Annotated in this window: 19 protein-coding genes and 1 pseudogene; 13 read left to right on the top strand and 7 right to left on the bottom strand. The window is 67.3% G+C overall.

The genetic code is table 11. From position 1 onward, the window contains the following. The 4 genes and pseudogenes from CTE05_RS20575 to CTE05_RS08350 form a co-directional block, all read left to right on the top strand. Positions 1 to 430: pseudogene (locus CTE05_RS20575) on the top strand (cation efflux transmembrane domain-containing protein); the annotation flags it as partial. Positions 431 to 457: 27 nt separating this feature from the next. Then, the gene (locus CTE05_RS08340) at positions 458 to 1378 is read left to right on the top strand and encodes a cation diffusion facilitator family transporter (RefSeq protein ID WP_146845671.1); all 921 of its coding nucleotides are present in this window, start codon (positions 458 to 460) and stop codon (positions 1376 to 1378) included. Between the two features lie 201 nt (positions 1379 to 1579). Continuing rightward, positions 1580 to 3460, top strand: coding sequence for a DUF7380 domain-containing protein (locus CTE05_RS08345; RefSeq protein WP_146845672.1), 1881 nt, complete (start codon positions 1580 to 1582; stop codon positions 3458 to 3460). Positions 3461 to 3632: 172 nt separating this feature from the next. After that, the gene (locus CTE05_RS08350) at positions 3633 to 4223 is read left to right on the top strand and encodes a MarR family transcriptional regulator (protein WP_186814789.1); all 591 of its coding nucleotides are present in this window, start codon (positions 3633 to 3635) and stop codon (positions 4221 to 4223) included. Between the two features lie 126 nt (positions 4224 to 4349). Here CTE05_RS08350 and CTE05_RS08355 read toward each other — a convergent pair whose 3' ends face one another. Continuing rightward, positions 4350 to 4607, bottom strand: coding sequence for a hypothetical protein (locus tag CTE05_RS08355; RefSeq protein ID WP_146845674.1), 258 nt, complete (start codon positions 4605 to 4607; stop codon positions 4350 to 4352). Between the two features lie 90 nt (positions 4608 to 4697). After that, positions 4698 to 5264, bottom strand: a complete 567-nt coding sequence (locus CTE05_RS20205) for a hypothetical protein (protein ID WP_186814790.1) — start codon at positions 5262 to 5264, stop codon at positions 4698 to 4700. A 388-nt stretch (positions 5265 to 5652) separates the two neighbouring features. Here CTE05_RS20205 and CTE05_RS08360 point away from each other — a divergent pair, with 388 nt between their 5' ends. The 7 genes from CTE05_RS08360 to CTE05_RS08385 all read left to right on the top strand — a co-directional run bounded on the left by CTE05_RS08360 (position 5653) and on the right by CTE05_RS08385 (position 17303). Then, entirely contained in the window at positions 5653 to 6360 is a 708-nt protein-coding gene (locus CTE05_RS08360; protein ID WP_146845675.1) for a TnsA-like heteromeric transposase endonuclease subunit, read from the top strand. Positions 6361 to 6364: 4 nt separating this feature from the next. Then, entirely contained in the window at positions 6365 to 8533 is a 2169-nt protein-coding gene (locus CTE05_RS08365) for a Mu transposase C-terminal domain-containing protein (RefSeq protein ID WP_222595438.1), read from the top strand. Continuing rightward, the gene (locus tag CTE05_RS08370) at positions 8534 to 9604 is read left to right on the top strand and encodes a TniB family NTP-binding protein (RefSeq protein WP_146845676.1); all 1071 of its coding nucleotides are present in this window, start codon (positions 8534 to 8536) and stop codon (positions 9602 to 9604) included. Continuing rightward, the gene (locus CTE05_RS08375) at positions 9601 to 11124 is read left to right on the top strand and encodes a TniQ family protein (RefSeq protein ID WP_281286164.1); all 1524 of its coding nucleotides are present in this window, start codon (positions 9601 to 9603) and stop codon (positions 11122 to 11124) included. The genes CTE05_RS08370 and CTE05_RS08375 overlap by 4 nt, the downstream gene beginning before the upstream one ends. 292 nt (positions 11125 to 11416) lie before the next feature. Next, complete coding sequence (locus CTE05_RS08380; RefSeq protein WP_186814792.1) at positions 11417 to 13063, top strand: TniQ family protein; 1647 nt, start codon at positions 11417 to 11419, stop codon at positions 13061 to 13063. 2 nt (positions 13064 to 13065) lie between these two features. Beyond that, positions 13066 to 13236 (top strand): hypothetical protein, encoded by a 171-nt coding sequence (locus CTE05_RS20210; RefSeq protein ID WP_186814793.1) that lies wholly within the window; start codon positions 13066 to 13068, stop codon positions 13234 to 13236. 440 nt (positions 13237 to 13676) lie between these two features. Continuing rightward, on the top strand, positions 13677 to 17303 hold the full coding sequence (locus CTE05_RS08385; RefSeq protein WP_146845679.1) for a P-loop NTPase fold protein: 3627 nt from the start codon (positions 13677 to 13679) through the stop codon (positions 17301 to 17303). Positions 17304 to 17487: 184 nt separating this feature from the next. Here CTE05_RS08385 and CTE05_RS08390 read toward each other — a convergent pair whose 3' ends face one another. The 4 genes from CTE05_RS08390 to CTE05_RS08405 all read right to left on the bottom strand — a co-directional run bounded on the left by CTE05_RS08390 (position 17488) and on the right by CTE05_RS08405 (position 21842). Continuing rightward, positions 17488 to 18927, bottom strand: coding sequence for a HEPN domain-containing protein (locus CTE05_RS08390; RefSeq protein WP_146845680.1), 1440 nt, complete (start codon positions 18925 to 18927; stop codon positions 17488 to 17490). 1000 nt (positions 18928 to 19927) lie between these two features. Next, positions 19928 to 20269: a hypothetical protein gene (locus tag CTE05_RS08395; protein WP_146845681.1), complete on the bottom strand. Its 342-nt coding sequence runs from the start codon at positions 20267 to 20269 to the stop codon at positions 19928 to 19930. Then, entirely contained in the window at positions 20266 to 21261 is a 996-nt protein-coding gene (locus CTE05_RS08400) for a hypothetical protein (RefSeq protein WP_146845682.1), read from the bottom strand. The genes CTE05_RS08395 and CTE05_RS08400 overlap by 4 nt, the downstream gene beginning before the upstream one ends. Then, positions 21258 to 21842 (bottom strand): SigE family RNA polymerase sigma factor, encoded by a 585-nt coding sequence (locus tag CTE05_RS08405; protein ID WP_146845683.1) that lies wholly within the window; start codon positions 21840 to 21842, stop codon positions 21258 to 21260. The genes CTE05_RS08400 and CTE05_RS08405 overlap by 4 nt, the downstream gene beginning before the upstream one ends. A gap of 1283 nt (positions 21843 to 23125) precedes the next feature. Between CTE05_RS08405 and CTE05_RS08410 the strand changes: the two genes are divergently transcribed. Then, entirely contained in the window at positions 23126 to 24151 is a 1026-nt protein-coding gene (locus tag CTE05_RS08410) for a hypothetical protein (protein ID WP_146845684.1), read from the top strand. Between the two features lie 586 nt (positions 24152 to 24737). After that, positions 24738 to 24959 (top strand): PLDc N-terminal domain-containing protein, encoded by a 222-nt coding sequence (locus CTE05_RS08415; RefSeq protein ID WP_222595439.1) that lies wholly within the window; start codon positions 24738 to 24740, stop codon positions 24957 to 24959. Between the two features lie 148 nt (positions 24960 to 25107). Here CTE05_RS08415 and CTE05_RS08420 read toward each other — a convergent pair whose 3' ends face one another. Then, entirely contained in the window at positions 25108 to 25644 is a 537-nt protein-coding gene (locus CTE05_RS08420) for a MarR family winged helix-turn-helix transcriptional regulator (RefSeq protein WP_186814794.1), read from the bottom strand. Positions 25645 to 25651 lie beyond the last annotated feature (7 nt).

Here is a 25651-nt window from a genome sequence, read left to right on the forward strand (position 1 = left end):
CTTCTTCGGCTTGGCCGCGTTCGTCACCGTCGACGCCGTCCGCAGCCTGCTGAACGCCACCGAGCCGGAGCACTCCACCGCCGGGATCATCCTGGCCGCGGTCAGCCTGGCGGTCATGCCATTCCTGTCCTAGTTCGAGCGCCGCACCGGGCGCGAGCTCGGGTCCGCCTCCGCCGTCGCGGACTCCAAGCAGACCCTCATCTGCACCTACCTGTCCGCGGTCCTGCTCGTCGGGCTCGTCCTGAACAGCACGCTGGGCTGGTGGTGGGCCGACCCAATCGCCGCGGTCGTCATCGCCGCCTTCGCGATCCGGGAGGGCATCGAGGCCTGGAACGGCGAGGCGTGCTGCACCCCGGTCTCCCAGCTGGTCGGCGGCGACAAGGCGCACTGCGACGACGAGAACTGTGACGACGGCTGCTGTGACGACTGACCGCACCGCCACGAGAGGCTGTCGCTGATGGGCCACGACCACGACCACGCGCCGCCCAGAGCTGCGGACCACCGCGGCCGGATGGCGATCGCGTTCGCCATCACGACCACGATCCTGATCGCCCAGGCGGTCGGCGCACTGCTGACCGGGAGCCTGGCGTTGCTGGTCGACACCGCGCACATGCTCACCGACGCCGGCGGACTCCTGCTCGCCCTGTTCGCGGCGTCCCTGTCGATGCGACCGCCCTCCGAGCGGCGCACCTGGGGCTACCGCCGCGGCGAAGTCCTCGCCGCCCTTGCGCAGGCAGCGGTGCTGCTCGCCGTCGGGGGGTACGTCCTGATCGAGGGCGTGCAGCGCCTGTTCGATCCACCCGAGATCGCCTCGAACCAGCTGATCATCTTCGGGATCATCGGCCTGGTCGGCAACATCGCCTCCATGCTGGTCCTCGCCTCAGGCCGCACGGCGAACTTCAACATGCGCGCCGCGTTCCTCGAGGTCGTCAACGACGCCCTGGGATCCGTCGCCGTGATCGTGGCCGCGATCGTGATCGCGACCACCGGCTGGGAACAGGCCGACGCAGTCGCGGGTCTGCTCATCGGGGCCCTGATCCTGCCGCGAGCGTTCAAGCTGATGCTCGAGACCAGCGCCGTGCTGCTCGAGTCCACCCCGCCAGGGCTCGACCTGGCCGCGGTGCGTGAGCACCTGCTCCGCCTCGAGCACGTACGCGAGGTCCACGACATGCACGCGTCCTTGATCGCCACCGGCCTCCCAGTGCTCAGTGCGCACGTCGTGGTCGACGAGGGCTGCTTCAACGACGGTCACGCCGGACGGATCCTCGACCAGCTCCAGGAGTGCGTCGCGACCCACTTCGATGTCGCCGTCGAGCACTCCACCTTCCAGGTTGAACCCGTCGCACACCGCAACCACGAGCACCCCAGCCACGCCTGAACACGCGTGCCGCACTTTGAACGCTGATCCTCGCTGAGGGCTCGGCGGTCAAAGTAGCCCGCTTGCAGCCGGTCACTCTGTCCTGCATCTCGACAGTACGGCTACGGACGTAGTGGCACGAGCTTCCGCCGGGTCTCGGACGCAGGTGGCGCTCAGGTTGGACCCGCCGCCGTCATCTGCGCTCGCCTCTAGGGTCACCTCATGAGCGAGCCGGACGAACCCGTACCCGCCGACGGGGTCAAGATGATCGACCCCACCTGGTGGGTGGCCGCGTACGAGGCCGCGGGAGCGGGTTCCGAGTTCGAGGAGCCGGAACAGGTCTCGCTCCACTTCTTCGCCGCAGCCAACCAGGCGTCCGAGACGTTCGGGCCCGACGCGCTTCAAGCGCGGGTGTTGGCGGTCCTCGCGCGGGCAACATCGTCAATGTTGGAACCCGATGACTGGAGCGAGCCCTACAGGCCGATGTGGGAGATGACCGACGGCGGGCGCAGCGTCCTGCCTCGGGACCTCAGGCCGGAAGAATTGGCTCTGCTCGCGCTGATCGCCCCGATGCTGACTCCCGCTCCGCTGCGCTCGCGCGTGGCCGACATCGCCTGGTCTTACGGCGGACGTTCCGATCCCGAGCTGCTCACAGTGGCGCTCGACGCGTACCTCGATGTCCCGATGAGTTCCGATACATGGCGTCGCAGCGGGGAAGCCGGGTACCGACGGGCGCTGCAGATCGCACGACGCTGGAAGGCCGCAGACGTCGTCACGCGGCTGGTGGATGCGCTGCGAACCTTTGTCCTGTCGTCGCGACAGGCCGACGAGTGGGCGATCGTCGGGGCAGCCGCGCTGCTGAGGGCGGCAGCTGGCCGGTCGAGCGCCGAGGATGCGGCCGATGTCGTTGCGCACCTTTGGGTGCTGACAGAGACGGCTACCCCCGATCTTGGGCGCGCTCTGCTGCGCGAGGTGGTCGAGTGGCAGCGTCGGCATGACGCCGACTCCGCGAATGAGGCCCTGGAGACGATCGCCGAGCTGTACTCGGTCGAAGCCGAACAACGCCTGCTGCACGACGGGTCGGCGATGGTTGCGAGCCTCTCCGTCGAGAAGGCGATCGCCACCCTGCGTCGGCTGCCCCGCAAGTACCGCGCCGCTCGTGGCATCGAGCCGTGGCTTCGCGAACTCCGACGTGAACTCGTAGACCTGCGAGAGGAGACCTTGGAGGAGATGAGCGTGATCTCCAGCGAGGGCCCCGACGTATCCCAATTCGTTGCCGCCGCCCAAAGGTCGGTCTCGGGAGCGGACCGACTCGAGGCCCTCGTGCGGCTGGCCACCGTCGCGCCGCTGATCGACTTGCCGTCGGAGCTGGAGGACGAGCGAGAGAGAGCTGGCAGGCTGTTCTCCCGCATCTTGGGCACCACGATTTTCACTGGCGATGGCCGCAAGGTCGGCCGTCAGGACGCCATCAGCGGCAGTGGCGTCACGGACGAAGAGGCCCTTCGGGGTGTCACCCGCGGCTTCCACCAGCGAGTCGGACTCACGGTCCAGGTGCTCATTCACCCGGCGTGGCAGGTCGTGGTCTCTGAGCAGCGCTACGACATGGCATTCCTCCTCCAGCTGTGCCGGGAGTCACCCCTCGTTCCGGCCGGGCACGAGGGCCTTTGGGCGCGCGGCCTGCTGCACGGCCTGTCGGGTGACTTCCCTTCGGCCGTGGCAGTCCTGGTGCCACAGGTCGAACAGCTCGTGCGTCGGCACCTCAAGCTCGCCGGCGTGCACACCCTGTACGTCGCGGAGGACGGCACTGAGCAGGAAAAGGCCCTCGGATCATTGCTGGAAGCACCCGAGACTGAAGCAACGTTCGGTCAGAACTGGACGTTCGAGCTTCGGACGCTGCTGAGCGAGCAACTCGGCGTCAACCTACGCAACGACCTCGCCCACGGGCTGCTGGCGGATGACGGGTCGTGGAGTGCGGCGGCGGTATATGCGACCTGGCACTGCCTCAAGCTGGTCGTCCTCCCGTATCACGCGGTCCGTAGCGACGGAGTTGCCGCGGCTGCCGGAGACGGTCCGGATGGGGAGCCACTGGGTTCTGGCGCGTAGCTGGCGCAGGCAGCAGACCGGTGATCGCACGGCACGGAGCCGCATTGGCAACACGCCCAGCAGGAGCGCCAGCCGGGCGTAGCCCGATGACAGGCCGAAATCCGATGTCGCGGTCGTGCTCCGGTGCGAGCCATCGCATGTCGCTCATATGGCGAGCCATATAGTGCGAGAAATGAGGACGACCGCGCCAGCTCTGATTCCGATCTTTCGATCCACGCTTCAGGCGCGGCTGCTGCTCGAGGTGCTAAACCAAGACTCGGGGGTCACGGCCGCCGCCCTTGCGCGTTTGCTCAACGCTCCTGCCGCGACGGTCTCCCGAGAGGTTCGGCGACTGGTGAACTCCGGGCTCCTCCGAGCCACGAAGATTGGGCGAGCGGCTGTCCTCCAGCCTGTTGAGGGGAACCCGGCGACGGCGCCGCTGCGTCAGCTCCTTATGGTGACGTTCGGGCCCTCGTTGCTATTGGGGCACGCCCTTGCGACGGTTCGAGGCGTTGACGAGGTCTACATTCATGGATCCTGGGCGGCCCGGTATCTCGGCGTACCGGGTCGATCTCCGGGCGATGTTGATGTGGTCGTCGTCGGCAACCCTGGGCGCGGCGAGGTCGATGCTGCACTCGAAGGGTTGGAGACCCGGGTTGGCCGCGAGATCAATATCTCGTACATCAGCCCTGCGCGATGGGCCGCCGGCGATGACCCTGCCGCGGTATCGCTTAGGGCCGGTCCGCTAGTTCGACTTGCGCTGGACGACACCGCGAGCCGGTGAAGCCCCGGGGTGCCCGCTGTCGCCCTGCGGATGGCGGGCCGGGCGCGACATAGATGCAGATCGACCTCAAGGATCTTGGGTTCAGCCGTCCCTGCCCTCACGCACACATGACCTACCAGACTCTTGTCAGAACCCGCGGCCGCGGGGCCTGCTAGCGAGGAAGGCGCCGTACAGCAGCAGGAATGGCATGAACACTCCAGCGAGCACACCGAACCACCACGACGGCCAGGCCGTGCCTATGACTAGCAGTTCGCTCCCAACGACGAATACCACGGCCAGGAGACGGCGAGGCCGTGTGCCGGGCCGAGTGAACACCCCGAGGGCGAAGAGGGAGAGGACCGCGGTCCAGAAGCCGATCCTGGCTAGCTCGGTCCATTCGTCCATGTCGGGAACGGTAGCGAAGGATTCGGTCAGTGCTCGCCTCCGCATCTCGCGGAGGACGAGGGCAACCGGCTCCTGAGTCCGCCGGATCCGCTATAGCGTCGCGGGTGCGGTAAGAGGCACTGGCGGGGCAATGGGGATTCTCGGTTGGCCTGCCACCGGCGACGGGTCGCGTCGCCAAAAAAGTTGGTATCGACGCCAGGCCGCGTTTTCCGCCTCTATGGCCGCGCGCTCGTCAGCATCTGGTACCGAGCCGCACATTGTGTAGAGCGCGCGAAGCCCGGGCATCTTGGGCTCGATGGGACCAGGGCGTGTTCGGCGGCGGTGGACGCGGTCGCGGGAGTAACGCTCCAGCTGCCACTGCAGGTTCTGGTGTGCATCGACGACTCGTCGCCGCAGTCCTTCCTCGTCGGACGACGTGGCGAAGGGCAAGCGTTCGGCGAGCTCGTCGGCAACGTCCTGGACAACGGTCAGTGCATGGTCGAGCTGTCCACGACGGTACGCGTACTTCGCGCGGCAGTTCGCGGAGCAGAACATCTGCGGTCGACCCCTGCGGCGACCCGGGCGTTGGCACGGATTCGGACACTCGGGTAACAGGCAGGCCGCGACGTCGGACAGCGCGGCCTGCACTTCGTCGAGCACGAGAGCGAGCTCGGTCACGCTGGGGTTGATGTCTCGTCGGTTCGACACTTTGGTCCTCCGTGGCCTCGGTCCATCGGTGACGCGTCCCGCAGGAATTGCGTAGACCCAGGTCATTGCACCGATCGGCCGTCGCGGGCATAGCGCTGGACCGACTCTGTGGACAACCGTGTCTACGGAAATCCTGGGGCCTGTCGACTGGCGTCCGCTAGGGGCCTAGGTTCCCGAGCAGGAGCAGCGGCGCGACGGCGCGCACGCAAGAGGGCCACCACCGCGGGAACGGTGATGGCCCAGACGCTCCCTGATGTCCGTTGCGATGACGAAGGGAAGCGCAGGCACCGAGTCTAGGTGTCGGGTTCACATGTGAACAGGCACCGACCAATTCGGCATGCCCGCGCATGGGTGAGCGATGCACGCGACGTGGGAGTTCGCGACCGTCGACGACGGCCGCGCCCGATGGGATTGGCGTGATGGGCCGCCGGATATCAAGTCGCTGGTACCGGTGCGATATCCGAGCTCTCGAGCGCGTTCGAGGCACGTCCCGGCAAGAGCGTTCTGTATGGCCACCGGCGGCTACGTGCTGGCCGAGTCAGGGCTTGAGCATGACCTTGTGCGTCTGCTCGACCGGAGCCGGGCTACGGCGTGGTTGGTCGCACAACCCGCCCGCCTGAGGTTTGAAATCGCGTCGCGCCACCCACTGACTCACGTTCCGGATCTCGTCTCGATGACGGTGGATGGAACGGCCACCATTTGGGACTGCCGCGCCGAAGAACTACAAGATGACGACTTCCGCACGAAGTCAGCGCTAACCAAGATGGCCTGCGCTGTAGTCGGGTGGCACTACGAAGTGTTCGTCGGCCAGCCGATGGTCGAGCGGCTCAATGAGCGCTGGCTGGCCGGCTTTCGCCGACCCAGGCTGTGGCACGAGCGCCAGCGGGTGATTCTGCTAGCGACGGCCCGGGACGGCACAAGCCTCGGTGACCTCCTGGATCTGGACGATGGCTCGGGAGAGCTAATCTCGACCGCCTGGCATTTGCTTTGGACCGGTGAGCTGGAGTGCAACCTGGCTGGTGCGCTGCGCCGCGAGACGGCAGTTGCGGCGCGTTCCGATGGTTGATCGGGTGGTGCTGGAGATCGGCTGCACGGTCCTCGTGGACGACGGCCCAGCGGTGGTGACGTCCTTGCACGTCGCGGGCGTCACGGTCCGCGTGCTCGACGGCTCGTCTCGCGTCGTTGAGTGGCCAGACCTTGATCAGTTGCGCGAGCCCAATCGCGCCGTCGCGGGCGCCGTGATTCGCAGACTGCAGCCTTTGTGGTCGTGCATGTCCGAGGCGGGGAAAGAGACCACACTCGATCGGCTCGAAGTCGTTCTGGAGATCGTTACCGGCTTCCGGCGCGGTCACGCCGAGCTTGCGGACGGGGGTGAGCCCCGCGAGCCGTTCGGGCCAGCGTGGGGTGTCAGCCTCACGACGCGGTGCACACGGATGGCTGCACTCCTGACAGACGAGCTCCAGAACGACCGTGGGCACAGACGCCGCCTCGATGCAGGCAGCTCTCGGCGAACTTCCGTCTCGGCCAGCACGGTCTACAACTGGGTGGTCCGGTGGCGCCAGGACGGACTGGTCGGACTCGTGGACGCTCGCCAGTTGCGCGGCAGGGTGCCGTTCGATGTCGTACTTTCGACCGAGTTCCGCAGCGCAGCCGCGCTGGTCGTCGGCCAGCTCGACGGCTCGACTTCGACTGTCAACATCGACGAACTCATGCGGCGGATCAGAGTTCGCATGCTCGCCGTTGGTCTTGACGAGCCTGTCCCGCAGCGGGCATCGCTGCAGTACCTGAGCCAGCTCATGCGCGAACGCGGCCATACGACTCGCTCTCAGCGCACGCGGTCGTTGCGGGGCACGACGGGGTACTCGCATGTGCCGGTCGTGAGGATCGGCGAGGTAGTGGCGATCGACGCGACCCGCGCGGACGTCCTGGTCTACGACGAACGCTCGGGCAAGCCGATCAGCGTCGAGATCCTCACCGCGATCGACGTCGCGTCACGGGTCGTGCTCGCACTGCGCGTCGTCGCGCGCAGCGCCGACTCGGTCGATGCGAGCCTCCTGATGTACGACGTGATGCGGCCGATGTCGCAGCTTGTTGAGGGGACGACCTACCGCGACTGGCGCTGGGCAGGCATCCCGGAAGGTATCGCTCCGCCCTTCACCCCTGCTGTGTGGAACTCGCTCGAGGACGCGACGCTGCAAGGCGAGCACCCGATCCCGGGTCTGACGCCTGACGCGATCCGCTCGGATCACGGCTCAATCTTTGTCAGTGCGGCGTTTGAGGACGTACTGCGAAAGTTCCAGATCGACCTGCTCCTCTCGCGCGGGAAGCGGCCGACGGACAACGCACACGTGGAGCGATGGCACGAGACCCTGCAACGCGCAGTGCAGCAACTACCCGGCTACAAGGGCCGCAACCCATCGCAGCGCGGCTCGGCCACCGGCCGCATCGATGCCGGCGCGATCGAGCCGCTCGTCACCGCCACAGAGCTACAGCGGCACCTGCGAGCGTTCGTGGCGCTCGACTACCACCGGACGTGGCACCAAGGCCTGGTCTACCCGGGCGTGGAGCTCGAGCGCCTGACACCGCTATCGCTGTTCGATGCGCTCCACGCTGTCACCGGTCGCATCCACGTCCCGCAGGATCCGGACCTTCTCTACGAGTTCTTGCCGGTGCGGTGGGGAACAGTCGGTGGTTCCGGTGTCGAGTTCCACAACCTCACCTACGACGCCCCAGTCCTTGACGGTTTCAGGGCCGTTCGCAGCGGAGAGTTCCGACGCCAAGACTCTGCGGTGCCGTTCTTCTACGACCCGCACGATGTCTCTCGGATCTGGTTCCGCGATCCGGCCACGGGCACGGTCGTCGAGGTGCCGTGGCGCGGTGCACACCTGCTGTCGGCGCCGATGACTGACGCCACCCGCGACAGGGCGATCGGGCGCATCCGCGCACAGCGCGGTGCGGGGATGCTGAAGCGCGGCGCGGCGACCGAACTGATCGCGCGCGAGCTCGGCGCTCTGAGTACCAATGCGGGACTCAAGGAATGGCGAGCGCAGCTCGCGGCAGCGCAGCTGCGGGTCGAGCAGTCCCGGCGGGACCACGACGAAGCGCAAGCCGCGATCGCGGAGGCCGCCAGCCTCGATGGGCCGGCACCGGGGACGTCCGACTTTGTCGCTCTGCCGGAGGACTCGGCTGGCCTGTCGGTCTACCGGGACGACGAATGGCCCGACCTAAGGGAGTTGTGAGTGGACGCGAACATGTGGCATCGCCATGCCCGAGCGCAACAGCCTGCGCCCCCCGAGAAGCTGTCCCTGATCGATCTGCGCGCACTGTCGTCTGCCGAACGCGACGCGCACCTGGGCGCCCTGCGGGACTGGCTAGCGGCATCCCAGTTCCCGACCGCGGACGCCCGACGGGTAGCGGCAACCATGTGGAACGTCGTGACCACGAACGCGAACAGCGGACCGGGCGCGAAGACGATCGTCGCGGTCAACGCGCCGAACACGATCGGCAAGTCGACAGCAGTCAGGGCATGGGCGCACCAGGCCTACCGGCAATGGATCGGCCAACGCATCAACGACGCGCGACTGCCCAGCTGGTCTCCGGAGCCAGGCGTGCACGCACATGAGGTTCCTGTCGCGTGGATCAACCTGCAATCGGCTGCGCGGATCCGCGACTTCAACGCCCAGATCCTGACCTACTTCGGGTACCCGACCGACGGACCGATCCGGTCCTTGTCGACGCGCATCGCGGGCGCCATAGGCCGCCATCGCGTGCGCGTCCTTGTCGTTGACGACGTCCACCTGCTCGACACCAGGTTCAAGGACGGCCGTGAGGTCCTCGACCACCTCAAGCACGTCAACACCGAGCTCGGGGAGCGCGGCGCGACGATGGTCCTGATCGGCGCCAACCTGCACGACAGCCCGATCCTTGCCGACCCGCAGATCGCCGGCCGGCTCCAGGCGCTGGAGATGGCACCGTTCGCGGTGGACACCCTCGAGGACAAGCGGGCCTGGCAAGAGTTCCTCGTGGACGTCGAGCAACAGCTGCTGCCGTACCTGCCGGCGGCGACGGACGGGCTGCTGGCCAAGACCCACGTGTCGCGGATCTGGCGCCGCACCCAAGGCTTCGTCGGGGATGTGTCGGCGCTGTTGCGCGGCGCGGTCGACGCCGCCGCGGTCGACGGCACATGGACGCTCCATCCCAGCCACCTGGACGGCATCGCACTCTCGCAACGCGCCACCTTCCAAGAGCAATCTCTGCTGCGAGGCCGACGCCCCGGGTCTGGAGCGCCCAAGAGTCGAGACAGCCAGTGAGTGACCGGCGGCCTCTGCCGGTTCGCTTGGAGCCGGTGGAAGGCGAAGCCCTCGCGTCACTGGTCGCACGCACCGCTCAGGCCAATGACCTCTCGGCCGGGGACCTCTTCGGGCGCGGCACGCACCGATGGGGACTCCCGACGAGGCCGGTGATTGCCAGCGTGAGCGAGTGGTCGCACCTGGATGTCGCTGAGGTGCAGCAGATGACGCTGCGCGCCTACACGCACGGCGTGCGAGGGCGCGCCGACCGTCGCAGACCCCGGACGTGGCGGGTCGACGGTGCCACGTGGGTGTGCCCGGTCTGCACGGCGACCAGCGGAGTGTGGCTACGGGACTGGGCGCTGGCGTGCCATCCGCTGTGCCTGGCCTGCAGCTCGTTGCTCGTCGACCGTCGGGAGCTGAACTCCCGCCCGACGGTGCTCCACCCGGATCGCGCGGCGCTCGACGTCCAGCGGCGCATCTCCCGAGGCTTGACGTTGGCTAGAACCAACGGACTGGCGTCGATGGAGTGGCGGTCGACGTATCGGCTCGCGACGCTCGCCTCCTTGACCGCGGACGAGCGTTGGCCCCGACTGCCCGCTTGGGAGGCCGAGACTCGCGCTGGACTCGGGGCGCTCTATCGGAAGTGGCATGTCCGCCCACCGAAGGATCCGGCGCAGGCCGCATCGATCGTGTTCGAGGCTTGGCGGGCGGTCGAGTCGCCAGAGCGAGGACGCCGGCTCATCGCCGAGGGCTGGGACCGAGTACTCACTCACCCTGACCCCGCGGTGCGCGCGGTCGCGGACACCCCGGGGGTACTCCCAGTGCGACCGCAGCGAGTACGGCTTCCCAACCGCGACAGCTCCACAGCCGACGCCGTGCTCGCTCACGTCATCCGCACCGTGCGTCGCCTGCAGATGCAGGACGGCCTCGAGGCACGGCACGTACCGGCCTGGTGTATGACCGGAAACGAGATCGCTCCAGCCGAATCCGACTGGATCGAGCGCGCCCACTTGGCCGTGATCCTGCACATCGTGTGCACCGCCGGCTGGCACGCGCACTGGACCGGGGAGCGCCGAGCCAAGACGGCCCTCCGCCTCGGCCAGATGCCGCCGAACCTGCCACTCGCTCTGCTACGCGACGGGCGAGCTCTCGCCAGTGAGTACGGCGATCTGCTCGTCGACTGTGCGACCAACCTCGTCGATCGCGACCTCATCGACTACGACCGGCGACGAGCCGCGCTCTGGCCGATGCTGCACCACGCCCGACTACCCTACGGAGCCGCTACCGACGCACTTCCTGATGAACTTCCAAACGGCTGCCTCGCCGACTGGCTCTGGATCCATCTGACCGGCGGGCCCGTCCCCGGGCGCCCGGGCCGCACCCGCGACGCCATCGAGCTGAACGACCGGATCGATCCCGAGACGCGCCTGCACCTCGTACAGAGCGCCCTCGATGACATCGATGCGCTCGACCCTGCAGTCGTGACGCCGCTCGCTGACGCCGGCATCGGCGAAGTGGGGTCGGAGGGCTGGCGATGAGCGAGAGGAACCGAGACGCAGTTGCGAGCGGCATGGCCATCACGCTGCCCGACGGCGCCTGCAAGGAGCTCACCGTCGAATGGGCGCGATGGGAGGCGACGCGTCACGTACCGACTCCACAGCCCGAGCGGCAAGCCGCGGTCGACGCCGCGGCGGGTGTGTGCGAGACCTGCCGAGTCATCGATGAATGTCGAGAGCTTGCCGAGGTCTCCAGGTACACAGGGTTGGCCGCCGGGCTCCCGTACCGCAACGGCCGGCCCGGCTCGCGCTCCACGAGCGGAGGCCGGTGGCGATGACCACCGCGCTGCCGGTGTCGGTCGAGCCAATCCGCGGCGAGGCGATCGACTCCTGGCTCGAACGGCTTGCCGACCTGAACGGGCTGAGCACGGCGGAACTCATGCGAGCCGTGGCCGCCACCGTCGGTGGCAGGGTGCGATTCCTGACCTTGGCGCCTGACCCGAAGGTCGTCGAGCACCTCGCACGGCTTGGCGGCGTGACGGCTGAGACCGTGCAGTCAATGACCCTCGCCGCCCACCCCGGCGCCGTAGACCTCACGGGGCTCGACGGCGAGCGGGCACGCGAGTCGTTCCGTCGAATCTCCGCGCGAGGTTGGGTCTCAGGCCACGGCACCCAGCTGTGCCCTGCGTGCATCGGTCAGGACGGCGTGTGGCGGCTGGCGTGGCGGCTCCCGATCGTCGCCACGTGCGTGCGACACCGACTGCTGCTGCTCACCGAGTGTCCAGCCTGTGGCCGACCGTTCCGAGACCAAGGACATTCGCCCCTGCGCCCCGCCGGCGCTGCAACGCTGTGCGGCAATCCGATCGGCGCCGGGCCCGCGAGCCATTGCCCTCAACCCCTCGCGAGCCTCGACTCGGACTCGGCGCCAGCACCAGCCGTTGATGCCCAGGTGCGGATCGACCTGGCGCTCGACGACCACGTCGTCAGCGTCCTCGGTGTGGCGGTTGTCGGGGCGTCGTACCTCGTGGACCTTCGGCATCTGACGACCCTGCTGACGCACCTAGGCACCAAGCGCGGAACCGACACGGTCGCCGCCTGGGCGGAAGAACTGGAGCAGGAAACGTCCCACCGGACAAACGAACGCGGCCCGCGGTGGGGCATCAGCCCTCCGAAAAGCTCAACCGTGCGTGCCGGTGTGCTCTCGGAAGCTGACCGGATCCTTGCCCACAACTTGTTCGAGGAAGCGGTCGAAGAACTGCAGCGATGGCTCGCCCTCGCGCCCGATACGAACGAGGGGCATCTCGGTTGGCTCGCCGACCGCACGGTCATGACGCCCACCCTCACGCGGCTGGTCGTCGCGGCCCTCGCTCCGCACCGCCGCCTGTCCCACCACCTCGACACCGGAGCACCCATGATCGCCAGTACCGACGCGATCCCGCAGGTCGTCCCGCACGAGCTGTACGTCGCGCATCTGACCGGCTTGATCGATAGCGCCGAGCAGACGGTCCGCACCTTCGCGTCGCTCTGCCTTGCTCGCAGCGATCCCGCAGTCCGAAGCTGGTCCGGCGCGGCCAGCGCCCTGGGGCTTCCAGCGAAGCTCGGCGTGGGCACGGCTCGAGCCTGCTCCGCCCGGATGGCGGTCGAGCGCGACCTCTGGACCGGCAGGCTCGCTGAAGCGGCACGAGAGCTGCCGCGCCGCGACTTCCGAGATCTTGAGGAACGGGTTCGGCACCGCACCTACATGTCGCGCTGGTATGAGGAGTGGGCCCGCCAAAACCGGCCGGGAAGCCATCCTGAGACCCGCACCTACGCACTCGTGTGGCTGTGGATCCACGTCGCCCGCGGTCACGTCGACAGCGCACCCGCTTGGCTCGGCGAGCGGCCCCTAGCAAAGAAGCGAGCCCTCTACCGCCAGTTCGAACACTCGCTGCTCGCCGACCAGGAACGGTCCCTGGCGTACTCGCTCGACAAGCGGGCGTAGCAATGGATTCCATCGCCGACGAACCGATGACAAGCGACGACGCACTGGACGTCATCTGGGCGGCCATCCGCTTCAACAGGGTGATGGCGGAATTCCCGGCGGGACTACTGGACGCCGCGTTCGAGCTCTTGCAGGTAGCACGTTCGGACAGCGGCGAAGACGCCTGGACCTGACGAGCGCTGAGGGAGATAGAGCCCGGCGGGATGATCGGTGCTCCGGCGGCACGGTCTGAGTGCGGCGGCGAAGTCGGCCGGAGGGGCACTTAGCGGCTCGACGTGGACACGCAGATGGTCGGGGCCCCTCGATTCACGCAGCACCATGACGGCGGTTCGGCGTGCCTCACCCCGGACCATCCGCACGAGACTGGAGGACGCTAAACCACGCCTTTCCGGGACCTGTCTCCTCTGGTCGCTACCCTCGCTACGTGAGCGCGCAGCAATCGTAAGTCAATCGCTCGTGACCGATAGATCGCCAACGCACAACGAGGTGCAGGCCGTGCGCTCCGTCGCCTGCCCGGGCCGGCGCCTTGCTCCCGTTGTGATCCGAGGCGGTGATTCAAAGGGTCGTCCTGCACTTGTTGAGGTCACGACCGTGAGGCAGGAGAGAGGCAAACATGTTCGGGGCTTCGTCACGGCGGTCGGGCCAGCAGGCATCGACGATGCGCGCCGGCTCGGACCTGATCCTCGATGCCGCGCTACGCGAGGCCGGTCAGGACCGATTCGACCACACAGCCATCGCAAGCGTCGTCGCCGACCTGACGTTGAACGCAACGCCACCAGTCAATATCGCCCTATTCGGACCTTGGGGATCCGGCAAATCCAGCTTCTTCGGCCTGCTCGGCGAACGGCTTACTGGTTCTGATCGGGCCGTCAAGGTCGCCCGCTATGACGCGTGGAAGTACGGCGGCCGCGCACTCAAGAAGCACTTCGTCGGCAGCGTCGCCGAACAGTTGGGCATGGGCGGCGACGACTTCGAACGTGGCCTCGCTCATGACCAAGAAGTCGTCCGAATGGACCTGTGGGCCTGGGCGAAGGAGAACAAGAAGTCGCTGCTCCTGGGAGCGGGCCTCGCGGTCGTCGTGACGGTCATCTGGGTCATCCTCGTCGGCCTGTTCACATGGGCGGTCAACAGTCACCAGGGACCAAGCGCCGCTGCAAAGACCGCGGTCGCTGGCGTCGGCGCCGTCCTGTCGCTGTCGTTTGCTGCCCTGCTATTCGGGCCCAAGATCCTCGAGTCCGCCGTAGTCAAGGTCAGGGAAGCCGCGCCGGAGACCGACGACGAGTTCGCCAAGTCCTTCAAGGTGCTCGTCGACAACGCCATCAGCACGGACAAAGGCGAGCGACTTGTCGTGTTCATCGACGAACTCGACCGGTGCAGCCCCGCGGACGTCGTGGCCACCCTCATCGACCTCAAGACGTTTCTCGATGTCAAGGGCTGCGTCTTCGTCGTCGCTGCAGACCGGGAGGTCCTAGAACGTTCTCTGCGCGAGGTGCCCCAGGCCAACCCCATCCGTGACGAGGAGCCCTACTACTCCACGCCCGGCGCCTTCCTCGACAAGATCTTCCAGTACCAGATCCCGCTGCCTCCGCTGCGGCCGCAAGCCCTCACTCGTTTCGCCCGAGAGCTCGTCGAAGGCCAAACCGGTCTTTGGGCAGAGCTGCGTGCCGCCGAGCCCGAGGATCGGCTGTTCCTGCGTGTCGTCTACACGCTCGTGCCAGTCCACGTGCGCAGCCCGCGCCGCGTCAAGGTCCTGCTCAACAATTACGCCACGAACGTGCGCATCGCTCAGGCCCGCGGCATCGACTGGGTCGGCCGCTCAACCGAGCTCGCATGCATGACGGTGCTCGAAACGGAGTTCCCGGCAGTCGCAGCAGACCTGGTGCGCATCCCTCGCCTCCTTGCCTACCTACGGGACGACGACGTCACAACAGCGTCGAAGGAGGTCCGGCGCATCGTCGAGGGCTACCGCACTGGGGCGAACTCGCGGGAAGCCAAGCCTGGATCCGTCCCCGACGACACCCAGGTCGCAGGTCCGCTGTTGGCCGATGCGGCCGACCCCGAGGGCAAGGACAGGGCGAACCGCGTACTCAACGCACAACTTCGGACCTACCTGCGCAAGATTGCCGCCCAAGACATCCCAGATCCACGGCCGGACCTGTTCTACCTACAGTCGGCGGGTCAAAACGAGGGACTGACCGATCCCGACCTCGGCTACGCCATCGACTTCGCCGCAGACCTCGCGGCGACCGAGGTTGTCGAGGCTTTCGCAGGACAGCCGTCGGCAACCGTTGCCATCGGAGTCCGACTTCTCGTCCAGCAGGCGGAAGCTGAACGCGGCCCCGGTCGCACCAGCATTGTCGAGGCAGCGTGCCGTCTGGTCGAACGACTCGACAAGGACGACCTCGAAGCCGTGGCTCCGGTCGCCGCCGGAGGCGTCTTCGCAGACGTCGACAGCCCCGACTGGAGCCGCGAGGCCACTCCGGGCGCGCTCTTGCTCGGTGTGATCGGCGCACGGTCCGACCTGATTCAACGACTGCTCGAGCGCTACCCGGTGAGCGACCTAGCCGAGCGCGGACTGCTGTCGCGGCTCAGCCCCGTTCTGGCGTTCGCGAACGAACCGCAGGCCGCGCTCGTGCACGCCATGCTGGGCGGCGCGTACTCCCAGCATCCGCAGCCCTTGCACGACGCGCTAGGAAGTCTGCCGCTCGACGTTGCGCTGCGACTATGGTCAGCCGTCGCCGACGACGTCGACGATGCCCTGATTGAGCTTGGCCGGAAGCCGCCAGTTGCGTCACCGAGCGGTCGGGTCGCCGCCTCGGCGTCGACGGTCGTCGTTGACGACGCCGACGCGCCCGAAGACGCCCCCGCCGAAAGGTTCGCCGCGCTTCTTACTGCAGTCGAGGCGCGCAGCGACAGCGCGGGCGCTCTCGTGTCGAGGGTTCTCGAGCGCGGTCAGCGTTCCAACGACGAGGACGTGCGAACAACCGTCCGTGCGCGCGAGGATGAGGCGCTTCTCGCCATCACCGACTCCGCCCGACTCAATCTGCACGCACTGCTGGGCATCGAACGCGCCCCCATCGGAGACGCGTCCTTCTGGGCACAGAAGCTCTCTGCAGAAGGGACGGACCCGGAGCACGCTCTCCGTGCGTTCACGCGAATCGTCGGTGCACTCGACGGGGCAGATTCCGACGACGGCGTCGCGATCGCCGAGGCATCTTCTGCCCTGATCGCACATATGGGCACCGACCAAGCGGAAAAGGCGAAGGCGGTGCTGGTCTCCGCCATGAACGCGCTCGACTGGAGCGATCCGAGCCAGGAGAAGACGCGCGACATCGTCTATGCGATAGCCAACGACGCGCGCCCCCTGATCGCCGACGCCGGCATCGACGCCCTACTAGCGATGGGCATCGCCGATGGGCTATCCGAAGCCGGGACGTCGCCCGCGTTCGCAACGGAAGCGATCAACCGGACGACCCTCCTGACCCCGAGCAGCGCGGCACGACTGGAGGCGCACCTGGCGTCTTCCACCGGGACGCCGTTGGTCACTCTTCGGCTCCGCATCGCTGCGGCATCTCGCACGGGCGCCGAGGTCGCCGCGGACGACGTCCTCGCTCTGAAGGACAGCCCAGGTCTTAGCTCCGAACTAGGCAGCGAGTGGCTGGCGCTGAGGCCCACGCTCGCCGAGGCCCGGAAGGTCATCGGCAGTGTCTCGGTCTCCATCGGGTCGCTCGGGACCTACGCGACTGCTCTGGACGTCGGTGACCGCTCAACGCTCTGGATCGACTGTGAGCAGCGTGGGTGGAAGAACTCGGTCCTGAAGTTTGTGGGCGCCGCAGGTGTCTCGTCTTCCGCCATCAGGCACATCGGGACCAAGGTTGCCGCTGCGACCCAGCAGGCGAAGCGTGACGCCCTCGTCGCTCGACTGCTGACAGCCAAGTTGGACGAGCAGCCGGCCCACACCTCCGCAACGGACCTTGTCCTGCAGCTGCTGGCCACCGAAGTCCTCGGTAACGCCGGCCTCGCAGCACGTGTCGCAATCGCCAGCGGCGGAGCGGCGCACGGCAAGGTCGTCACAGTCCGCAGTGGCTTCGACTCAGTCGTCGCGGCCAAGCCAAAAGCCATCACCAGGGGTGAGCAAGACCGGCTCCGCGCAATTGGCCTGCTCAGCCAGCCGAAGAAGGCGCCCAACAAGGCGAGCAGGGCACTTAAAGGAGTCATGGGCACCATCCGCGGAGGCTGAGCTGCTCACCTCACACCCGACCCCGACGAGGCCATCGCTCGCGTCGACGCACACCCACAGGCCAGGGTGTCTTTGCGCGGGATTGCTGCACGGAAGGGTGACAGGTGGTCTCAGGCGGCGGGCAACGGCGCTCAGCTCTTGACCCGCGCCATGCAAGATAGTTGAAGATCGGGCCCGGATGCTTTTAAGTACGGCCCCCGAGGACATTGAGGACCTGGGTGTCGAGATCCTCGACGCTCCAGTCCCCCGGGCGCAGCAGTCGCTCTTGGAGGACCTCCCGGAGTAGCCGGACCGCGACGCTGTTTGTCGCGACGGGAGCCTTCCCGGGCACCTCGAACTGGGCCTGCTTGTCCGAACTGCTTCCATGGACCAACTCGGAGCGACGGGCGTAGACGGTCTTCGCCATGCGGAACACCGACTCGGCCGACATTGGGTCTGTGGACCTGGAGGACAGCAGGACCGCGGCACGCAGAGCGATGCGGTACGAAAGCTCAGCGCCCTTCTGGCCGAGGAGCGCCTCGAGACCGATGCAAGCGTCGACGAGTTGATCATCAGGTGCGTCTCGCACCAGAGCAGTCGATAGGCGGCGAGCAGCGAGGCGGGTGGGTTTAGACGAGGCTGCCAGCGCGCTGGTCACCGCGGGCAGAAGATCCAGCTGTTCGCGTGTCACGGTTGGGCCCGGTTTGAGCCATCCGAAGTCGTCGAACACCCCTGGGTACCGTCGAGCGGTGTACAGCAAGTTGTATTCGGGAAGATCGTCTGTCCAGCTACCCGCCCAACCGAGCGGGCGACGGAACACACGTGCCCAACCCGTTGGGGCGGACGAGACGATCCGCAACGCTTCGCAGACGGCTTCGATTTTGGTGGTGTCGGGAACTTCCTCCCACATGAACATTCGCCGTCCCTCGCCAGGATTCGGCAGCGCTGGCATGCCTACTACGATCGCGAACCGGGCGGCGTCCGCGACTGGGCCTGGGACACCACTGATGTCATAGTCGACTGACATCCTCCGCAGGTCGTTGTCGTCGAGCAGCTCGATGCGTGACTGATCGTCGATCTCGAACGTGGCGTCGAGCTCGAGGTTCGTCAGGACCAGCGGGACGACGAGCTCGTAGCCGAGTTCCGGGGCGAGCCACGACTTCTCCCGCTGGCGGTACAGCTCAAGCACCTCGGCGCTGTCGATCGCGAAGCCGAGCACCTTCGAGCGGTCAAAGATCGAGAACGGCAAGTCCCGGACGCTGTACTCGAAAAAGGTCTGGAGTATCGCCTCGCCGCCGGCGGGTATCGACGGCAGCGTGCGCTCGAGGATCGCCGGTGTGGTTCGCACATAGGTGAACAGCCCGCGAAGTGCATCCAGGTCCTCGTAGGCGAACGGGTGGATGGCGTCCCTGCTGGAACTAAAGAACTCTCCGTAGGCGATGTCGTCGACTCGGTCGGCGGTCGCGGCGCGGCCGACGGTCGGCCACCCACTCTCATAACTTGAGACGGATTGCCGTCGTCGTCTCGGCACCCACGGCTCGTCATCTCGTCCCAGGTACTCGGACGACTTGGCGTCCATCTCGCGGACCACCGCCATGGTCAGCTCGCACAGTTTCGGGTCGAGCACCTTGGGCTCTTCACTCATGGGGCTATCCAACCCGGAGTAGCCGCCAGACGGGGCTCGACGGGAGTGTGTTCGCAGGCAGCTCGCCTTCCTGCCGACCGACGAAGACCCGATGCTCGCGCAGTAGCACGGGTCTCGAGTCCCGCGCTGCCCTCTTGCCGGTCAGTCGTCGAGCTGCGTTCTGAATGTCGCCGCGCTTCAAGTGAGCGTGGCTGCACGCCGATCGGCTAGTAGCGCGTGGCTGCGGTGGCCACGTCGGGGCGCCGAGCGAGAGGCCGAAGGTGGAAGAGATCTCGTTGGCGCGCCTTGCGCGCGAACTAGGCACCACAACCGGCATCACGATTAGGCTTGCCAGCGAACTCTCACGCGAGATCGCGTGGTGGCGCCCCGCGTCGACCGTCCGGCCAAAGCTCGCGCGCCAAATCCGAGCGGCCTACCTCGCGGACCCGCCCCCGCTCCCGGCACCGTACGACCGGGTCTCCCACCACAACGACGACGCTTCACCCATGCCTCCGGCCTCCTCCCCGCGTCAGGCCATCGGGTGGTGGCCCGCGAACGAGGGTGACTCCGGTCGGCCCCCCCGCTGGCACAGGAACGTCAACGGACGGTGCGCAGATCCGCAGGCCTCTCGCGTCGGGACCGGCACCGTTATTGGTGTGGGCCCGTTCGCCGAAGCGAAATCTCTAACCCGCCCCGCAGCCCGCGTGTGCGAGGCGTGTCGGCTGGCTGCCCCGCCCGAACCGTGGCAACAACGTGAGCGCGGGGATCCGGCCACCGCCGACGGCCCTCGCCGCCAGCGCGCAGTGGGGAACCCCAACCGCTGGACGAACTACCTGTAGGCGGCGCCCGGTGGCCGACCGCTTATGCCTCGACGGGGCCTGGGACGGGAGGCCGAGCCGCCAAAGTACGCCGCTCAGCCACGGTCAATCTGTCGTGCATCTCGACAAGATTGTTTGACTAAACGGCCCGGATAGTCTGACTACCCGATTTGTCCCGCTTTCAAGGCGAACGATGGTCCGGGTCAGGCGTACATCGACTCGATAAGCGCTGTGTGGTCCTCCAGTACGTAGAGCACGGAACCGCGGCAGGCCGCTCCGTCGAGCGTGACGTCCGGCTGGCCGGTGGCGGTGACCATGACGGCGGTGCCGAGGCAGTCCTCCATGCGCACCACCTCGCGGTGGCCCGGTTCGATCGTGAGCTCGTGGAGCTCGTCGACGAACTCCACGGTGATCGCGACGTCGCTGTTGTTGACGACGGCGAAGCCGTCGGTGCTGCGATCCGAGCACGACGACACGATCACTGCCGAGATGGCTGCCAGGATGCTGAGCACGAGAGCTCCAGGCCGCTGGAGGATCGAGGTCATCCGTGCTCGGCGACGTAGGTGCGTGCGCGCCTCAGGGACTCCTCGAGCGTCGCGCGCATGGCCGTGAGTTCGCCGCGGTGCGCGGCGATGTAGGGGGCTTGCAGGTTGGCCTGCAGCTGCGCGAGCCGTTCGATGTAGTCGACGTCGGCCTTGCACTGGGCGTCGATGACGGCGCTGTCCGTGCCCAGGGGCTCACCGTACTCAGCTGGTGTGTCTCCTGAGTTGCGCTTTCCGTCCGTCACCGCCCAGGGGCCCCGCTGCGGGTGGCGCCGCAGCCCGTGACCGATCAGGCACTCCTCCCAGTCGTCGAAGACCGCTCGACCGGCCTCGCTCTCGAAGACCTGCTGCTCGAAGTTCGGGATCTCCCCGCTGATGCTCAGCTGGGTCTTGGGCCAGAACTGCTGGACGTCGGGCGTCGCGTTGCAGTCTTCGAGGATCGCCATCTGTTGGTCGGTCGTGCTGACCTGGTCGCCTCCTGCGGCCTGCCACGCTGACATCGCCGGCGTCGACGGCACGTTGTAGCCGAACACCTCGACCTGTGGCATCCACCAGATGCCGTACCGACGGTCGTAGGGGATGTCCCCACCGGTGGACTGCTCAGGGATGTCGTAGCCGTGCTCGGCCGCGCAGGCGCGCATCGCTAGCGCGCTCGCGCGGCTGACCTCGGCCTGCTCGGACTCGCTCAGGAAGTAGCGGTCCCACGGCAACGTGATCGTCCCGTTGGTGGTATCGACGACCACCTCGAAGTCCTCGGGCTGGGTCGCTGGCTCCACAAGCGTGGACCGACGCACCTCCTGGACCAGGACCGGTGCGGCGAACCCGACGGCCAGGACGCCGCACAGCGCCACGGCCGAGGTCCGCAACCCTCGCCGCCGCTGGGCCCGCCGGCTGGTGACCAGGACGTGCTCGGGCTGCACGTCGGAGTGCAGGTCGTCGAGGCGGATCGAGGAACGCAGCTGAGCTGCGAACTGCTCCTCTGTCGTGAGTGTCATGAGTCCTCCGATCGTGTCTCGTCGAGCGTGCGGCGCAGCTGCGCCAGTCCCCGTGCAGCCGATGACTTCACGGTCCCCACCGGGATCTCCAGTTCGGCGGCGACCTCGGCCTCGGACAGGTCCAGCAGGTGCCGAAGCACGACGACCCGACGCTGCTTGATCGGTAACAGCAGCAGCGCACGCACCACTGCGTCACGGTCGTCGACCGACGTCGCCGCCGAGCTGCTCGTGGCGTCCGGCTGCTCGAACCCGGTGAGCACTTCTCGTCGGGTGCGTCGCCACGTGTCGATGCGTTGGTTGGCCAGGATCCGGCGTGCCCACACGAGAGGGTCTCCGCGTCGGGCGGTCCGCCAGGTCCGCCAGGTCTTCTCGAAGGTCTGCTGGGTCAGGTCCTCGGCGCGGTGCCGGTCCCCGCAGAGCAGATACGCCATTCGGAACAGCGGATCACGAGCTGTAGCGACGAACGCGACGAACTCGTCTTCGTAGGTCGCGCCGGTGGCCACCACGACCCAGTCCTCACCATGGTCGCGCTGACGCTCAGGGTCGTCCTCGGCAAGCACCGCTGATGCGTCCCCGGTCATCGTCACACCCTCAACACGCAGCATCTCGGCGAAAGGTTCCACCCCTGATCAGTCGTCCCCCACTTGCTGGCGAAGGTCACCAGCACCAAGGCCTCGCCCCAGATTTGGCGCTCACCCTGCAGTTGACCCCGCTTTGACTCGGCTTCGTCCCGACGCCGCCACCGCGTGCTGCCAGCAGCGCGCATCGGGCGGAGTGGATCGCTACGCCTGTGGCCGGACCCGCGTGCCAGCCAGGAAGCCGGCCGCCCAACTTGACCCAATCAACCCAAGAACGAGCAGCGCTGCTCCCGCGAGGTGAGATGGCCGCAGGAAGGTCCCCCGCGGCGTGAAGGTCTCTTGGGACAGGGGGGCGTACGCGAACCAGCCGACGTCTGTGGTCGGTATCAGAGCAAGCACTGAAACGCCGACGGCGACCAGCAGCAGGCCCGAAACGAGTAGAAGAACGGCGCGACGTCGCTGCGGCACCGTGTGAGCGTAGCGACGAAGTGACGACCTGCAGCCGAAAACCACGACGACGGGTCTAGCGAGCCGCCGAGCCGGGCGCCCAGCGAGCCGGCTGCACATTGACTGCTGACCAGCCGAGACCGTTGGGCGATCAAAGTAGGACGCTCGAGCTCGGTCAATCTCTCCTGCATCTCGACACGAGATGCAACATAGTTTGACTAAACGGCCCGGATAGTCTGACTACCCGATTTTTCCCGTTTCGGCTCCGCGCAGCAGCAGCCATCGCTGCGGCGCCGTTCGTCGCCGCGAGTCCTTAGGTCAGTGCGTGCTCGAGCGCCGACCGGCTCCGCAACATCCATGCGGCCGCTCGAGCTCGCCAGGCGACGTCCCACAAAGGTCCAGCCTCGTGTTCGGGCTCGACGGAGCGGGCCTCGTAGGCGGCGTCGGCGATAGCGAGTTCGATCATGGTCGTGACGAGCCCGCCACGAGATCGCCGGTCGAGCTCGTATCCGTCGACGATCAGGCGTAGGTGTCGAGCTCGTTCCTGGTGGCTGCCGAGGCGCTGACGGGCGGCGATGTCGTCGTCGTGGAGCTGGGCGTTGAGCCAGCACAGCTGGGCGAGCCGACGAGGGGGTCGACCGGTCCAGCGGACTCCCAGTCGATCAGCGTGACCGTCTCGGCGTTGACCACGATGTGCGGCCGCGACACGATCGCCCGCTCCGCGCCGGCCAGGGGCTCACCGCGTTGCGGTCCGACGACGTCGGCGCGGCGGCGGATCTCCTGGTCAGGCGGTCGCCGGTGTTTCCAGGCGCGTCGCCCGCACGTGCTCTACTGGATCCGTGGCAGAGGCGACCGCGACTGTTGAGAGCCCAGCGGTGCCGACCGTCTCGATCGTCCGGAACCTCGGCGTGATCGCCGCCACCGCGGCGATCATGGTGGTGACCGACTATGTGGTCTTGCACCTTCTCCTGCTCACGATGTTCTGGGGCCCGGTGATACTCATCGGGATCCCCATCGCGCTGGTGGCGCTCCCGATCGCGATCATCGGAGTATCGAAGCACCTCACCGGTGGTTCCCACACGATGGGGGCGATCACTGTCAGTATCGTGCTGGCCGTCGCCGGGGTGTACGGGTACCAGAGCGGCGCTCTCTCCCTGTTTGGCGACATCAACCCGACAGCTCACCTGCTCCTCTGCGTGCTCTCAGCCGTCACGCTGGGGCTGTTCCTCGGACCGTGGCCACTTCGTGGCGCAGGAGTTGCCGCCGCCGCCACACTCGTCGCACTCGTGCTTGTCCTGCCGACGTCGGGCGAAAGGGCCGCTGTCGAGCACGCCCGGGCCGAGGCGGAGACCCAGCGGCAGAACGCGGAGGCGCGGCAGCAGGTCACCGAGCACTTCCTCGACCAGCGCGCGTTCCCTGTTCTCGCCGAGTCGCCCGGGTGGCGCAACCCCAAGATCCGAGCGACTGGTTGGGACGCGATGACGTGGATGGTCAACGACGTCGGCGCGGTCGCCACGGCATTGGTCCTTGCGCCCGTCGAGGAGTCGGAGGACACCACCCTGTGCGCGTACATCGGCCGGCCCGGCGACGGCGCTCCAGCCGACTGGTGCATCAGGACGGGCGCGGTCTGGACAAGGGCGGACGGGACCGGCGTGGCGTACATCGACGGCGGGCGAGCCGTTGCGATCAAGGCGGCCGACGAATTCACTGTCGCCCAAGCTGGCGGATCGTCGTCAGCCACCGCTGCGGACATCGCAGCGCTCGCAACAAGCGTCCGTGCCATGACGGACGCAGAGGTCGAGACGTACATCCTCCCCGTCTACGACGGCGTGAACACGCCCGTCATCGACGCGCCGGATCTCTAGGGTGAGTTGACCAGGTTGGACCTCGATCGACCACTTGCGCTGCGAGCCGGCAGACCCAGCCACCGCCAGTGAAACGACAGCACCGGGTGGTCAGAGTTCAACGCTCGGCGTTCGGCCAATCTGCGGTGCATCTCGACAGCAGCCTCGTTTCCGCAATCGTGCAGATACGTTTTCGTAGCTAGCACCAACCACCTTCGCGGTGCCGGCTGAACACCGGCGAGGCAGTTGGGGCCACCAGGCACCAACCAAGGCGTACAGGCAGGAGCAGATCAACGGCGCTGACATGGAGACGCAGTACGGCACGTACTACTACTACGACCGTGTGCGGGCCTGGGTTTAGGCCTCCTACTGCGGCGTCCGCGGCTCGCACAAGTGCGTCGACGAGTACGCGGTCGCCCTGGCCGTCTCCCTGGTCGAGTGCGCCGACAGCGGAGGCGTGTACGAGCGCAACTTCTACGCCAAGTGGCGGTTCTCGACTCTCCACGAGGCCGTGCCCGTCTCCTGGGTCGAGACGGCCAGCCTGAACGTCTCCGCCCAGGGTTCGATCTGGCAGTAGCAGTCCCGAATCGCCTACGCGGAGGTAGCGATGTTCGTGAACGTGTCGTACACCCACCTGGTGATTGTCGTCAGCTACCTGGCGGCGATGATTGCGGCGCTCATCTCCATCTGGCGGTCTTCCGAGACGGGTACAGGCGTGAAGGTGTACTGGACGGGCATCGTGGTCCTCTTGCCGTATGTCGGCCCGCTGATGTGGGCGATCAACCTCGCCATCAGTGCGAGACGCCGGTCGACGCCGTCCGGCGCCTGACAGCATGACCAGAGGACCCCGGGGCCGACGTCCTGGGGTCCTCTGCTGTCCGCGACCCCCCATGACAAACCTGCTGCTGTCGCAGCGATTTGCGGGCGGCCCCTGCCGCCTGACCCTTTCCCGGCCGAACGCGGGGCGTTCGCGGGCGTCAGCGGGAGGGCAGCAGTCCGCGTTCGAGCATGCGGTCGGCTGAGGCGATCGCGTCGCGCACGAATCTCGCCGTCAGTGCGGTGTAGGCCTCGACATCGGCCGGGGACCAGTTCTCGAGGACCTCCGCGATCATCCGGTCACCAAGCGCGTACACGCCGCGCGCGGCCTCCTTCCCGCTTGCAGTCAGGCTGATGAGGGTCGCGCGACCGTCCCTCGGGTCCGCCGAACGCTGCACGAGGCCGTCGGCCTCCAGGCGTCGGACGATCTTGCTGACGTGCGAGGCCCCCGTGCCCAATACCTCGGCGAGAGCAGTGGGTCGCATCGACCCCCAGGCCAGGAGGTGGCGGAGAGCTTGGTGATCGGCTTGGTCGAGCGTCTCACCGGTCTTGGCCAGGATCTGCCCCTGGATGGCGGGCGTGTCCCACAGGAGGATCAGCGCGCTGAGGTGTGCCAGGAGCTCCGACCGGTAGGGGAAGTCGTCCGCCGTGCGTGCCCTGCCCTGTGTTGTAGCTCGCTCTGACTTCACGTTCCACATCCTCCAC

Origin of the sequence: Cellulomonas terrae (assembly GCF_007990265.1) — a bacterium.
GTDB classification, from domain to species: Bacteria; Actinomycetota; Actinomycetes; order Actinomycetales; family Cellulomonadaceae; genus Cellulomonas; species Cellulomonas terrae.